This is a genomic window from Pandoraea pneumonica, assembly GCF_049918595.1.
Lineage (GTDB): Bacteria > Pseudomonadota > Gammaproteobacteria > Burkholderiales > Burkholderiaceae > Pandoraea > Pandoraea pneumonica_A.
The window spans coordinates 1052593-1065415 of sequence record NZ_JBNCRZ010000001.1; the positions used below are offsets into that span (position 1 = coordinate 1052593).

Genomic DNA, 12823 nt, shown 5'->3' on the forward strand with positions numbered 1-12823 from the left:
GAGCACTACCCTCACATCATCGGGACGGGGCGATCTGCGTCGATATGTCGTACGGGCGGGGAGACGGAGTGGCCTGGTTGAAGAGGCTGCCTTCACGCACATCGAATGCACTCAGTGCTTGCACAAGTGGATCGAGCTTGGTCGCACGACGCGCTCTGGAATGATCGGCCGGGGGCGGTGCCACGTTGGCGTGCACTTCAGAGTCGTCGTCATATCCCAGTGTCTCGAAAACGAATTTCTCGAATTCGGCTCGAGTGGCATACGACGAGATAACGCTATCTTGGAACGGAACGAACGGCTGATACTCATCATCGCGGCCAAGTGCCGCGGCGACGCGCATCGCCACGCCCATGGTCCCATTGGCGTTCGTTTCTTCGAAGTGATAGAGGATGAGCGCCGTATTACCTTTCGCGTCCGGCTTGGTTTTGTACTCGTACATTCCAAGATCCCAAGCGTTGCTCAGTTGAGTGAGATTCTTTCCAATCCCCTCCACGGCGGCTGCCTTCTCGTCTGGGGTAAGACTTTTGTCGTCCTTGAGTGCAAACAACGCATTCAAATTGTCGATAAACCCGGTTACCCCCGAGGCCTTCGCGAACAGTTCGATAAAGTCCGGCTTTTCGTGTGCGATGTCTTGCAACGCGGTAAGCGCGTCATTGAGTGGCGGCAGCACGGCTCGATCGAGCAATTTCAAATCCCCACCATCGTCGTCGACGTGTATCTCTCTGTGCAGCATGGTCGACAGTTTTCTGATGAGATCGACGGTCGTTTGTACGGAATTACCGGTGGCATTCATGTCATAACCTCCAAAGTGTTTCAAATGAACCTTGCGTGATGAGGTAATCCAGCGGTGTCCATGGCGGACACGAACCAATCTGACACGCAGTTCGCCACTTATCGCAGCGATCGGGCTAGACACGTCCTTTTCCCACGGTGAGCTTCGGGAATTTGCTTGATGGTTAAGCCCCTCCATCGCAAAAGCGAAAAGAGAAAGCAATGCGGGGAGGGTGTCGCGGCCTTGTTATCGGGTTGCCACCAGTAGCGTCGGCGGACCTGGTACCGGATCAAGCCGTATTGCGGCCCCGTCAATGCCCGCACCGGGTGTGCCGAACACACTCAACCACTGCACGAATTGATGGACCTTGGGGGAAGCATTGGTGTCGAGAGTCTCCGCAATGCGCGGTGTGACTTCGATATCGTCACCGTGCGCCGGCAGGAACGGGATGACGGTCGACGTGTCGATCGGCGTAAGACCAATACGCTCGAATACTTTGCTTTCGACCTCGCGTTTGTCGAAATGACTATTGCCGGCAACTTCATAAATGTCACCCAGCCATTCGAAGTGCGGCGGTTGCCCCGCCACGGGGTGCGTGTCCACCCCCACGCGAATGTCGAAGCGGTTGGCGTGCATGCACCACACGTAGCCAATCGTGACATCCCTCCCGTCCATGCTTCGGCGTGTATCGGTCGTCACGAATTCAGCGCCTTCGCGCGCAAATTGCGTGACGTCGTCGACGGCCGATTTGAGTTCATCCATGAGACCTGGCGCTGTCAGGTCGAGCGACTGCCCCGTAACGTCCCGCACACCGATAGCGTCGAACTGAATCCCGTCGTGCTGTCGTTTCATTTCCCCGTCGATCGACGCGGTCAGTGCCGCGCGGGACTCCCCGATGCTTGCCAAGACTTCGTCTTCACTCAGATTGGCGAAGTTGCCCCGCTCCGGGTCGAACAGGCTGTAACACGGCTTGCCGTCCGGTGTCTGTTGCTGCGATCGCGTGACGTAGAGAAAGCGCTGCCCGAGTGAACGGTAAGCATCTAACGGGGTGCTGTCTCCCGGCGCTGGCGTCATCGCTTCGAAAGCGAATTCCGTGACGCCGCCGTTCGCGAGGCGTCGAACGCGATCCCGAACGTCGGCATCGGCCAATCTCGCTTGCGGATGGTCATCGAACGGCGGTGCGTAGTCGGCTTGCACATGACTGAGCGTGTCCAGCGCATGGATAACGCGGTCGAACTTGTCACCAACAGCCTCGGCAAACATTTTTCGGAGATCGTCGCCAAGCCCCGAGAATCGCGAGAAATGGCCTACGGCTTCCGTAAGCTTGTAGAACGCTTGCGCACCCGCGCTCTCGGACGCCCCGTTACCCACCGCGACAAACATGCCGTAGGCGAAGTTCTGTCCGGTATCGCTCACATTGATATCTTTTCCGAGAACGCTGGCCATCATCCGGATGGCGTCGTTCATGAGCGTTGGGTTGAATGCGAATGTTGGGTTGTAGATCACGTTACCTCCTAGCAGTGTCGAGAAAAGGTCTGCAAGGTCGACGCGGCCGAGCAGGCCAGGAGGCAATCTGTCACACAATCCGAGTGACTTTTCTCACGCGGTGCAAGTCTGTGAATCCACTCGATGACGATGGGACGAATCACGCAGAGGGACGTGTGAAAACGTCCCAGGCATTCACAAAAATAAATTTTCCCGTTACAATCGCGCTCCCCTGCCCAGGTGGCGAAATTGGTAGACGCACTATCTTGAGGGGGTAGCGCCGAAAGGCATGCGGGTTCGAGTCCCGCCCTGGGCACCAGCAGTTCCGACGCACCCCTCGTATTCCCTTCCGAAGTTCATTCAGCCTGCGTGCTGTCTCAGAAAGTTTTCCACAAGCAACGCGAAGTACGGCGGACATTCCTGCATGGGGTAATGACCGCAATTCGGTATCGCCGCTAACTGCGCATTCGGATGCCATGCCAGGAAGGTCTGTTGCATCGCCGCCGCGCCGAGCCCGGGGTCCTTCTCGCCCACGACGACCAGAAACGGGGTCTCAAGCCCCTGCACGTCTTCGACGAAGTTGGTGTTCACCATCATGTCGAGGTAACGCGGGCGGCAGGCCGGCGCCACGCCATCGCGGTTCTGCTGAAGCTTCCGATCCGCCCAGACATCCGATAAGCCACCCGTCACGAACTTGACCAGCCGCCGAAACGCCTCGTCGTTCTCGCAGGTGGCGGCGAAAAACGCCGCCGCTTCAGGCGGCAGGCGGTTCCCTGCGGCAGATATCGGACAGACGGCGATGGCGCTTTTGATTCGCGCCGGAACGTCGGCAGCAAGGCGCTGCGTGAGCATGCCCGTCATGGAGTGCCCCAGCATATGAAACCGGTGCCAACCGAGCGCATCCGCCACGTCGAGGCAATCGCGAGACATTTCGTCGATGGAATACTCACCCGTCAGATGCTTCGATCGCCCGTATCCACGCAGGTCGACAAACGCATAGGTGAAGGCGCTGCCGTCGAGATACGGCAGTAGCGCGTCGTAGTTCGTGTGGTCGCCCAGCCAGTCGTGCAGGACGAGCACAGGCTCGGGGCCGGTACCGTATTGGGTAAAGCCCAGTCGCGAATCGTGCGGCGCTGTGGATGTCGGCGAGAGATGGTTCATTTCGAAGTTTCCTTTTTGGAAGGGTTGTCATCCGGCGCGGCCATGACGGGGATCGTCGATGACGAACGCCGGAAACCAAAAAGAAACGCCCCCCCGGCGGACCGGGAGGGCGTTCGAAATTGGACTCAATCGTATCGAGCCGTCAGCGCAAAGTCAATTCAATCGACGGATGAACCGGTCGCAGCGATGCTTCACGTTTTGCGCGACCGACTCGCGCGTCAGTCGTACTTGCGCCCGCGCGTCTCAGGCATCTTCAGATAGACGATCAGCGAGATGGCGGCGCAAATCGTCACATACCAGTAGAAATACGATTCGTGACCGCTAGCCTTGAAACGCAACGCGACAAACTCCGTCGTGCCGCCGAGAATCGCCGTGGTCAACGCATACGGAAAGCCCACCGCCAGCGCGCGAATGCGTGGCGGGAACAACTCCGTCTTCGCAAGCATGTGCACCGACGTGAACCCTGAGAGCATTACCAGCCCCGCGAACGACAACGCGAAGGCCACCAGCGGGTCTTTCGTGTGGCTCAGCGCGGTGAAGAGCGGCACGGAGAACAGCGTCGTGCTCACACCGAAGATGATCAGCACCGGACGACGGCCGACGATATCCGAGAGCAGCCCGAACAGCGGTTGCAGCGGCATGTAAAGCAACAGCGCAATCGTCGAGACGAACGTCGACGATTCCTTCGACAAGCCAACCGAGTTCACCAAGAACTTCTGCATGTACACCGTGAACGTGTAGAACGCCACGGTGCCGCCGATCGTGATACCGATGGCGAGCAGAATCTGACGCCAGTGTTGCAGCACCTCGCGCGTAATGGATGCCTCGCGCTTCTTCGCGCTGTGCACGAACGCTTCACTCTCGGTCACGTTGCGACGCATATACAGCGCGAACATCGCCAGCACGCCGCCGATCACGAACGGAATGCGCCAGCCCCAATGCTCGATCTGTTCCGACGTCAGCAACACGCGCTGCATGAGCAGCATCAGCCCGAGCGCGACAAGTTGCCCTGCCACCACGCTCACTTGCAGGAAGCCGAGATAGAACCCCTTGCGATGCTCGGGGGCGACTTCGCTCAGGTACGTGGCGCTGGTGCCGTACTCGCCGCCCATCGAAAGTCCTTGCAACAGCCGCGCCGCAATCAGCACGATAGGCGCGAAGATGCCGATGGTTGCGTACCCCGGGGTCAGCGCGATCATCAACGAGCCGACGCTCATCGCAAGCACCGACCCGGTGAGGGCGGATTTGCGGCCACGGCGGTCGGCGTACAGACCGATGAGCCAGCTACCGAGCGGCCGCGCCACGTAGCCCACAGCGGCAATGGCAGCGGTGTTCATCAACTGAACGGTCGGGTTGTCGCCGGGGAAAAACGCCTTCGCAAAGTAGATCGAGAAGATGCTGTACGCCAAGAAGTCGTACCACTCGATAAGGTTGCCCGCGAGGCCGCCGACGATAGAGCCGATCTTGACCGGTGCGCGGGCTGCCGAGGCGGCAGATGCGGGTGCTTGAGCGGTGGAAGGACGTGCGGCAAATGAATCCGAGGGGGGCGTCAAAATCTGTCTCCGTTACTTATTTTGTATGGCTGGAAAAACAAGCGGCGCCGCAGGGGGTGTGGCGTCGCTTTGGTGAAACTGGCAACGCGCGATGTCAGTTCGCGGTGCCGTACTGCTTGTCGAGTGCGTCGTAGAACGGCTTGTTCACCAGACGTTGGCGCTCAGCGAACGGCACCACCAGCGACGGGTCTTCGTCGAGACGGCCGCTGTCGCGCAGCGTGCCAAGCGCCTTTTGCATGCCGAGCACCGCGCTTTGCAACGCCGCGTTGGCGTAGAGCACGATGCCGTAGCCCAACTCGGCCAGACGCGGTTGCGATTGCGTGGGCGTCCTGCCACCGATCACGATGTTGATGAGTTGCGGACGGTCGAACAGCGCGGGCAAACGCTCGATATCGGCGAGCGTTTCCGTGGCTTCAATGAAAAGGATGTCGGCACCGGCTTCGATGAAACGACGGCCACGCTCGATAGCCGCTTCGATGCCCTCGACGGCAGCAGCATCGGTGCGCGCGATGATTTGCAGATTGCCGTCTTCACGCGCGTCGACCGCGGCGCGAATCTTGCCCACCATCTCGTCGGCACCGATCACCGCCTTCCCGTTGAAATGGCCGCACTTCTTGGGCAGCACTTGATCTTCAAACTGAATGGCGTCGGCACCGCTGCGCTCCAGCACGCGCACCGTGTGTCGCACGTTGAGCGCGTTGCCGAAGCCGGTATCGGCGTCGACGATGATCGGCAGCGACACGGCGTCACGCACGCGTGCGGTGTGCTCGGCCATTTCAGCCAGCCCCACGAAAGCGAGGTCAGGCAGGCCGAGCGACATGTTCGTCACGCCGGCACCCGTGAGGTAGAGCGCTTCGAAACCAGCGTCCTCGATCACGCGTGCCGACAGGGCATTGAAAGCGCCCGGCACGAGCAGCCCCTGACGGGCTTCGACTTTGCGGCGGAATTCGGCGCGGCGTTGAGCGGTCGCGGTGGTCATGATGTGTCTCCGTGTTTCTCGATGGAATGGATGAGTGAACAGGAAACCCTTGCGCAAGCCGCGTGCCAGCGAGCGCCAAACTTGAGAATCGCGCGTCATGGCAAATCAAATCAGTGACTTAGGGCGCACGATGCGGCACTTATAGATGTGGCAGAATGGCCCGATTAGATTTGAAACGTTTCATGAAACACATACAATCGGCAATGAAACGCCCGATGAAACGTTTCCACGAAGCTGTACGGAGACACCGCCATGCCCCCCCGATTTAGCAGTCCCGAGTCGCCGCGCCACGCCGCGCCCTTGCCGTCACACCCCCACGCGGATCCGCGAATGCGGCGTCCCGGCGTTGCCCTCGTCAGCATTAGCCGCCTGCAAACGCTGTGCGAGACCGTCGCGCCGCGTTACACCGATCGCGCTCGCTTCTTCTCGGTTCGGGAGGGCTACGGCGCGGCAGTCACCGCCTTGCAGTCGTATGTGGATTCGGGTGCGGTGGACGTGGTGCTGGCCGCTGGGTCGAACGGCGCCTATCTGCGTGAAAACCTGTCGGTGCCCGTGGTGACGGTCAAGGTCAACGGCTTCGATGTGCTCAGCGCCATCACTCGCGCCACCACCACGTGGCCTGATCAGCCGGTCGGGCTCGTGCTGCATGAAACCGTCTCGCAGGAACTGGACGATCTCGGCCAGTTGCTCAAGATTCAACTGCATCAACGCGCGTATCGCTCCATCGACGAAGTGCACGCCGCCGTCGACACACTCGCCGCCGAGGGCTGCAAGGTCATCATCGGTCCGGGCATGGCCTGCGATTTCGCGCAGGAAGCCGGGTTGGAGCACGTGTTTCTCTATTCGCTAGGTGCGGTGGAAGAGGCCTTCGAGCGCTCCGTCGAACTCGCGCGCGTGAGTCGTGAGAAAGAGTCGAAGCGCATGCGCCTGAACACCATCGTGGCGCACATGCGCGATGGGGTCGCCGCCTTCGACGACGGCGGGCAGTTGGAAGCCGTCAACCCGGCGATGTTCGCATTGCTGGGGATCGACGCCGAACGCCTGCCCACACCGGGGGCCCAACAATTCGAACTCACTCGAAAACTCGGGCCGATGCTGCGTGAGTTATCCGCCAACGGTGTCGCCATCGAAGAGCGGCTGGAACACATCGATGGCCGTGCCTTCATCGTGAGTTGCGTGCCGATCTCGGAACATGGTCTGCGCTCCGGTGCCGTGGTGACCGTGCAAGACGCTCAAATGGCACAACGCATCGATCGATCGCTGCGCACGACGCAACGACCGCGTCATCTCGTAGCCAAACACGAGTTGGATGAACTCGTCGGCGACTCCCCGCTGATCGCCAAGGTGCGGCGTCTCGCACGCGCAGGTGCCGCGCACGACGCGACGGTGCTGCTCACCGGCGAGAGCGGCACCGGCAAGGAGCTGGTTGCACAAGGCATCCACAACGCGAGCGCCCGGCACGGGAACCCGTTCGTGGCGTTCAACTGCGCCGCATTGCCTGAAGGACTGATCGAGAGCGAATTGTTCGGTCACGACGAGGGCGCGTTCACAGGCGCGCGGCGCGGCGGCAAAGCAGGGTTGTTCGAAATTGCGCACACGGGGACGATCTTTCTGGATGAGATCGGCGAAATGCCCGCTGCGCTGCAAAGCCGCTTGCTCCGCGTGTTGCAGGAACGCGAAGTGATGCGATTGGGTTCGGGTCGCCCGGTGCCCATCGACGTGCGCGTGATCGCCGCGACGCACCGCAATCTGCATGAGCTTGTCTCACAGGGACGTTTCCGTGCGGATTTGTATTTCCGGTTGAATCTGTTGCAGATCGAGTTGCCTGCGCTGCGCGAGCGGCGTGCCGATATTCGGCTGCTCGCACAGACGCTGCTGGCACGAAGTGCCGCGCAATATGGACTGGACGTGCAAGCATCCAGTCAGATTCTCGACGTGCTTGCACCGCTCTTTAGTGACTACGACTGGCCGGGCAACGTGCGCGAGCTGGAGAACCTGCTGGCACGCGCGGCGATTTATCTCGATAGCGACGACTTAGTGCACGCGCAGTCGCTGCACGAAGTGTTTCCGGAGTTGTTGCGCCTTCCTAGCGCTAACGGTGAGCCGATATCGCCCGCGCACACCGAAGCCGTCAGCGCGCCGCCTCGCGAAGCCGTCACGCTCGAATCGGCGCAAGCGGCCCTGCAAGCCAACGGCGGCAATCGCGCCGCCGCCGCCCGTGCGCTGGGCATCAGCCGCACGACTTTCTGGCGGGTTATGAAGCTGTCGGACTGAGCGCAACAAATTCGCCGACAAGGTGACCGACGTGCTGGCCACCTTGTTCCAGCGTGGAAACGACCGAGACGCGCGCCTTGCCCATGCGCGAGAACATGCGCAGAAACTTGGCCCACTGTTCGGGGTGTTCCAGCGCCGAAGTCGCCGTGAACTCACCCGAGATCGGCAACGCGTACTCCATCGTGTTGCGCTGGATGACCAACCGGCATTCGATACCTTCGCCGCGCAGGCGGGTATGCAGCAACGACCACGCAGCAAGAATCGCCACTGCCGACGCACTGCCGCCGAATACCGTCTCGCGATGGTTGATGTTCGGCGCGAGCGGCGCACGCAACACCACGGCGTCCGGTGTCACCGCTTCTGCCGAGACTTGCATCGCCTTGGAGAGCGGAATGTGATCGTAGAGGTACTGCTGAAGATCGGTCGGGGACATCGTGTTCGTTTCCTGTCAGGAGAACCATGGCTCGTTGCCGTATGCATTGGCAGACTACCTGTCATTACGCCCACGCGAAACGCTCAAAGTTAGCAGGACCGCAAGAACGATCAAATGCATGACGCTTGCGCGCCGTATCCTCCGTTCACACGTTCTCGGAAGCCCTATGACCCCGGTAGGAATGGATGCCGTGGATGCCCCCGACGTCGAGCGATACAGCGAAGACTTCGGATGGACGACACCTTCGTCACACGTCGTCCATCCGCCTGCCGTACCAGACAAGCGCGGGCAGCCACACGACCCACCCGGCGGCAATCAGTGACAAGGCGGCAAGTGGCTCGACGAGTTGAACCGCCCGCAATGCCGCGCCCGCGCGAAACGATAGCGGCCCCGCGACGCCGCCAAGTAGCGCGGCCAGCATCCATCGTCCACGCAGCCAGTGAAATACGGGGTTGATCTGCAACGCGAAGAGCAGCCAAAGGGCCGCCATCCAATAGGGTGCGTAATCGGTGGTTTGATTGTCCGGATACTGCACCCAGCCAGTCCTCACCACCCCGCACTCCCATGACCAGCCGCAGAGCGTCACGACACAAAGCCACAGCATCGCGCGACGTCGGTCTCGTGTGATGCACAAGTGGCCAAAGGCCATCGCGGCGACCACGCACGCCCCGATCCACGCCTTACCGTGGGCTGCGCCAAGCACGCAAGCGAACCAACCAATTTGCCCGGCAACGGCGTAGACGGCGGCTTGCAAGCGAGGGCTGAGGCCGTTCATTGCGCCGCCTGTGTGTGCGAAATCGATGCGGCGCCCGAGAGGTGCGATCGCATATCAACTTGGCACACTCACGAGGAAGTGCCGAACGTCGATGCGATGCTCCATGAACGCCGCCTCGCAGTATTGCAAATACAACTGCCACGTCCGGACGAAGGTGTCGTCGAAACCCTGTGCGCGAACGGCATCGAGTTGCGCGTCGAACGCTTCGCGCCAGAGGCTTAACGTACGGGCGTAGTCTCGTCCGAAGGACAACGTGACATGGGCTTGCATCGCAGCGTCGCCAGCGGCCTTCACAAAGCGCTCCGCACTCGGCAACATGCCGCCCGGGAAAATGAACTCCCGAATGAAATCGCTCGATGTGCGGTAGGCCGCGTACGCAGCGTCATCGATGGTGATCGACTGCACTAATGCTCGGCCGCCCGGCTTCAGGCAACGTTTGACTGTCGCGAAATAGCTCGGCCAGAACGCCTCGCCAACCGCCTCGAACATCTCGATCGACACAACGGCATCGAACTCGCCCTGCAAATCGCGATAGTCCATCAGCGCAATGTCCGCGACTGCGGTGAGTCCCTCCTGAGCAATGCGCTGCTGCGCTATCTCGTACTGCGCTTGCGAAATCGTCACACCTCGCACATGAATACCCTGACGCGCCGCGTGCACGGCGAACCCGCCCCAGCCGCAGCCGATTTCGAGCACACGCGCGCCCTTGCACAGTCCTAGCGTCTCGACGATGTGCTGATACTTCGCCGTTTGCGCGTCGGCCAGCGAGCGATGCGCGTCGCCGTCGAATAGCGCGCTCGAGTATGTCCACGTGTCATCGAGCCAAAGGCCGTAGAAGCGATTGCCGAGATCGTAGTGCGCGTGAATATTGCGACGGCTCCCGGTGCGCGTGTTTGGGCGCAGACGATGCCGCAGTTGGTACCAAAGCTGCGCCAGCCGCGAACCGGTAAGCGTTTGCGACACGCTGGCTTGATTACGGATGGCCAGACGCAGCAGCGCAATCAAATCGGGTGAATCGACCCACTTCGCACGATAGGCTTCGGCAAAGCCGATATCGCCCGCTTGCACGATGCGTCGGCAGGCACGCCAATCGTGAATCTGCAACGTCGCGCCTGGCGCGGTGTGCGGATCGCCGAAGACATGTTGCGTGCCGTCAGGGGCGATCAGTGTCAGATGCCCGACGCGAAGGCGTTCGAGCAGCCGCAAGAAAACGCGTGCCGATAAGGGAATCGCCGAGTGCGGCGAGAGCAAACGAATCGGCATCATGATCTGACCTCATGATCGGCGGGAGAAATAGGAGGCGTGGGCGGCGTCTTGCCGTAAAAAGGCACGCGTTTTCGCAGCAGACGAAGTGCCTGCCAATGGATCCGGACGATCACGTTAATCGCGTTAAGCGGCAATGCCATCACAGCGTTTAGCGCGCTACGTCCCGTGAGCGGTTCAGCCTGCATGTCGATTGCCGTGCGAAGCAGAACCGCATCGCCGTCGAAGTAATCGATCGCCACCGACAGGTTTTGTTTGTAGCGACGCGCCCGAAACTCGTAATGGCCCTCGACGTCGCAAAACGGCGACACGTGGAAGGCTTTCCGGCACCGCAATATCGTGCCGTTCAGAATGGCCATATGACCGGGCGCGCTCAACAGATACCCGTGATGTTCACCGAACGTGTTGCGCACATCGGCGTATAGCGCGCGCAGATCGCCGTGACGATCGTGGCAATACCAGAAGCTCACTGGATTGAACGCGTAACCCGCGAGACGTGGAATGGTTTGCAGCCAGATGCGCCCATCTGCGGGTATGCCCGCCTCGGCGAGCTGCGCTCGCATCCACGGTTCAAGCGCACTGCCGTCGCGCGGGCCGTAGTCGCGTGTCGATATCGACATCGGGCGCCAGCGGTCGACGCCGAACCACCAACGGGTGGATTCGGCGAGACGGCCGACGTCGCAAACGATCTGAAACAGCGGATAGTTGAACGCGTGATGCGCTGGACGCAGGCGTTCATGCCTCACGTTGCCACGCAGCAAATAGGCCGCAGGACCATCACGCAGGTTGAGCGTCTTCATAGCTTGGCCCACTGCGGTGAGATGCCGAAGTCTCGTGCTACGCGCAGCGCCGACTTCAAGCCGTCTTCGTGAAAACCGTAGCCCGTCCACGCGCCTGCAAACCATGTACGTCGCGGGCCTTGAAGTTCCGGCAGTCGCGCCTGCGCATCGACGGCAGCCAGATCGAGCAACGGATGTTCGTAAGCGTAGCGGCCCAACGTCGCGTGAGGTGCCGGTTCGTCGACCGGGTTGAGTGTGACGATCACCGGTGTTTGAAAAGGCAGCGCTTGCAATTGATTGAGCAGATAGCTCACGCAAACGGGTGATTGCGTATTGTCGTTGTTGGCCTCGGACGTCGCGTTTGTCTTGCTCAGGTAGTTCCATGCGGACCAGACACGGCGGCGGCGCGGCAGCAACCGCGCATCGGTATGCAGAACTGCCATGTTCGGTTGATAGCGAATCGCACCGAGCGTGCTTCGCTCTTGCGGATCGGCGTCGGTGAGCAAACGAAGCGTGTCAGGTGCATGACCGGCGAGTACGACGGCGTCGAAACGTTGCGATACTTCGTCGTCAAACAAGAGCGTGACGCCTTCGGCATCGCGTCGAATGCCGCGTACCGGCGTTCGCAGACGCACGTCGTCGAGCGTGGCAACGATGCGTTCTACATAGTCGCGCGCGCCACCCGCGACCGTCCTCCATTGCGGACGATGATTCACTTGCAGCAGCGCGTGATTCAAACAGAACCGCAGAAACGTCGCCGCGGGGAAGTGCAGGATGTCGGCAGCGCGGCTCGACCAGATCGCCGCGGCCATCGGCAAGAGATAGTGATGCTGGAACGGTTGACCGTAGCCATTCACGGCTAGCAGCTCACCAACGGAATGACGTTCGCGCTCAGCGGTATGCAGATGGCGCTCCGCCGAAGCGTTGAATCGCAGAATGTCGCGCAGCATGCCAAGAAAACTCGGCGAATAGAGATTGCGCCGCTGCGCGAAGACCGTGTTCAGATTGGTGCCTGCCCATTCGAGATCGCCACCGTTTACCGAGACGGAGAACGACATGTCGCTGGCAATGGCACGCACGCCCAACGCTTCAAACAATGCCAGCAAGTTGGGATAGGTGCGGTCGTTGAAGACGAGAAAGCCGGTGTCGACAGGCGCCGTGGTGCCGTCGAGCGTCACGTCGACCGTATGCGAGTGGCCGCCCGCGTAGTTCGCCGCTTCGAAAAGCGTGACGCGATATTTGCGCTTGAGCAGATAGGCGCTCGCAAGTCCTGCAATGCCTGCGCCGACGACGGCAATCCGGCTGCCGGGAGGGAGTGGGGTAACTGGCGCGTTCATGAGGTTCCCCGT

At 60.9% G+C, this 12823-nt stretch carries 11 protein-coding genes and 1 tRNA gene; 2 read left to right on the plus strand and 10 right to left on the minus strand.

Annotation, left to right across the window (positions count from 1 at the left end; genetic code table 11):
* Positions 1-16: 16 nt before the first annotated feature.
* Both ACPWR9_RS04885 and ACPWR9_RS04890 read right to left on the minus strand, forming a co-directional pair.
* Entirely contained in the window at positions 17-793 is a 777-nt protein-coding gene (locus ACPWR9_RS04885) for a hypothetical protein (protein ID WP_426330721.1), read from the minus strand.
* A gap of 225 nt (positions 794-1018) precedes the next feature.
* Positions 1019-2278 carry a hypothetical protein gene (locus ACPWR9_RS04890; protein ID WP_426296227.1) on the minus strand — a complete coding sequence of 420 codons (1260 nt, stop codon included), beginning with the start codon at positions 2276-2278 and terminating at the stop codon, positions 1019-1021.
* A gap of 213 nt (positions 2279-2491) precedes the next feature.
* Here ACPWR9_RS04890 and ACPWR9_RS04895 point away from each other — a divergent pair.
* Positions 2492-2576, plus strand: a tRNA-Leu gene (locus ACPWR9_RS04895).
* A gap of 41 nt (positions 2577-2617) precedes the next feature.
* On the opposite strand, the gene ACPWR9_RS04900 is transcribed toward ACPWR9_RS04895, so the two are convergent.
* The 3 genes from ACPWR9_RS04900 to ACPWR9_RS04910 all read right to left on the minus strand — a co-directional run bounded on the left by ACPWR9_RS04900 (position 2618) and on the right by ACPWR9_RS04910 (position 5950).
* Positions 2618-3418 carry an alpha/beta fold hydrolase gene (locus ACPWR9_RS04900; RefSeq protein WP_426296226.1) on the minus strand — a complete coding sequence of 267 codons (801 nt, stop codon included), beginning with the start codon at positions 3416-3418 and terminating at the stop codon, positions 2618-2620.
* Positions 3419-3636: 218 nt separating this feature from the next.
* The gene (locus ACPWR9_RS04905) at positions 3637-4974 is read right to left on the minus strand and encodes an MFS transporter (protein ID WP_426296618.1); all 1338 of its coding nucleotides are present in this window, start codon (positions 4972-4974) and stop codon (positions 3637-3639) included.
* 91 nt (positions 4975-5065) lie between these two features.
* Positions 5066-5950 carry an isocitrate lyase/PEP mutase family protein gene (locus tag ACPWR9_RS04910; RefSeq protein WP_426296225.1) on the minus strand — a complete coding sequence of 295 codons (885 nt, stop codon included), beginning with the start codon at positions 5948-5950 and terminating at the stop codon, positions 5066-5068.
* 330 nt (positions 5951-6280) lie between these two features.
* Between ACPWR9_RS04910 and prpR the strand changes: the two genes are divergently transcribed.
* Positions 6281-8224: a propionate catabolism operon regulatory protein PrpR gene (gene prpR / locus ACPWR9_RS04915; RefSeq protein WP_426296224.1), complete on the plus strand. Its 1944-nt coding sequence runs from the start codon at positions 6281-6283 to the stop codon at positions 8222-8224.
* Here the strand turns inward: prpR and ACPWR9_RS04920 are convergent.
* The 5 genes from ACPWR9_RS04920 to ACPWR9_RS04940 all read right to left on the minus strand — a co-directional run bounded on the left by ACPWR9_RS04920 (position 8205) and on the right by ACPWR9_RS04940 (position 12811).
* Entirely contained in the window at positions 8205-8657 is a 453-nt protein-coding gene (locus tag ACPWR9_RS04920) for a YiiD C-terminal domain-containing protein (protein WP_426296223.1), read from the minus strand. The genes prpR and ACPWR9_RS04920 overlap by 20 nt on opposite strands.
* Before the next feature lie 247 nt (positions 8658-8904).
* Positions 8905-9432 (minus strand): DUF2878 domain-containing protein, encoded by a 528-nt coding sequence (locus ACPWR9_RS04925; RefSeq protein ID WP_426296222.1) that lies wholly within the window; start codon positions 9430-9432, stop codon positions 8905-8907.
* Positions 9433-9486: 54 nt separating this feature from the next.
* A complete protein-coding gene (locus tag ACPWR9_RS04930) occupies positions 9487-10698 on the minus strand; it encodes a class I SAM-dependent methyltransferase (RefSeq protein ID WP_426296221.1) in 1212 nt (403 codons plus the stop codon).
* Complete coding sequence (locus tag ACPWR9_RS04935; RefSeq protein WP_426296220.1) at positions 10695-11495, minus strand: DUF1365 domain-containing protein; 801 nt, start codon at positions 11493-11495, stop codon at positions 10695-10697. The genes ACPWR9_RS04930 and ACPWR9_RS04935 overlap by 4 nt, the downstream gene beginning before the upstream one ends.
* Positions 11492-12811: an NAD(P)/FAD-dependent oxidoreductase gene (locus ACPWR9_RS04940; protein ID WP_426296219.1), complete on the minus strand. Its 1320-nt coding sequence runs from the start codon at positions 12809-12811 to the stop codon at positions 11492-11494. Before ACPWR9_RS04940 ends, ACPWR9_RS04935 begins: the two co-directional genes overlap by 4 nt.
* Between the last annotated feature and the right edge of the window lie 12 nt (positions 12812-12823).

Bases quoted from the DNA above. Each gene is read 5' to 3' on its own strand.
- ACPWR9_RS04935 (WP_426296220.1), bottom strand. From the start codon at position 11,495: ATGAAGACGCTCAACCTGCGTGATGGTCCTGCGGCCTATTTGCTGCGT.
- ACPWR9_RS04920 (WP_426296223.1), bottom strand. From the start codon at position 8,657: ATGTCCCCGACCGATCTTCAGCAGTACCTCTACGATCACATTCCGCTC.
- ACPWR9_RS04910 (WP_426296225.1), bottom strand. From the start codon at position 5,950: ATGACCACCGCGACCGCTCAACGCCGCGCCGAATTCCGCCGCAAAGTC.
- ACPWR9_RS04900 (WP_426296226.1), bottom strand. From the start codon at position 3,418: ATGAACCATCTCTCGCCGACATCCACAGCGCCGCACGATTCGCGACTG.
- ACPWR9_RS04885 (WP_426330721.1), bottom strand. From the start codon at position 793: ATGAATGCCACCGGTAATTCCGTACAAACGACCGTCGATCTCATCAGA.
- prpR (WP_426296224.1), top strand. From the start codon at position 6,281: ATGCGGCGTCCCGGCGTTGCCCTCGTCAGCATTAGCCGCCTGCAAACG.
- ACPWR9_RS04940 (WP_426296219.1), bottom strand. From the start codon at position 12,811: ATGAACGCGCCAGTTACCCCACTCCCTCCCGGCAGCCGGATTGCCGTC.
- ACPWR9_RS04930 (WP_426296221.1), bottom strand. From the start codon at position 10,698: ATGATGCCGATTCGTTTGCTCTCGCCGCACTCGGCGATTCCCTTATCG.
- ACPWR9_RS04925 (WP_426296222.1), bottom strand. From the start codon at position 9,432: ATGAACGGCCTCAGCCCTCGCTTGCAAGCCGCCGTCTACGCCGTTGCC.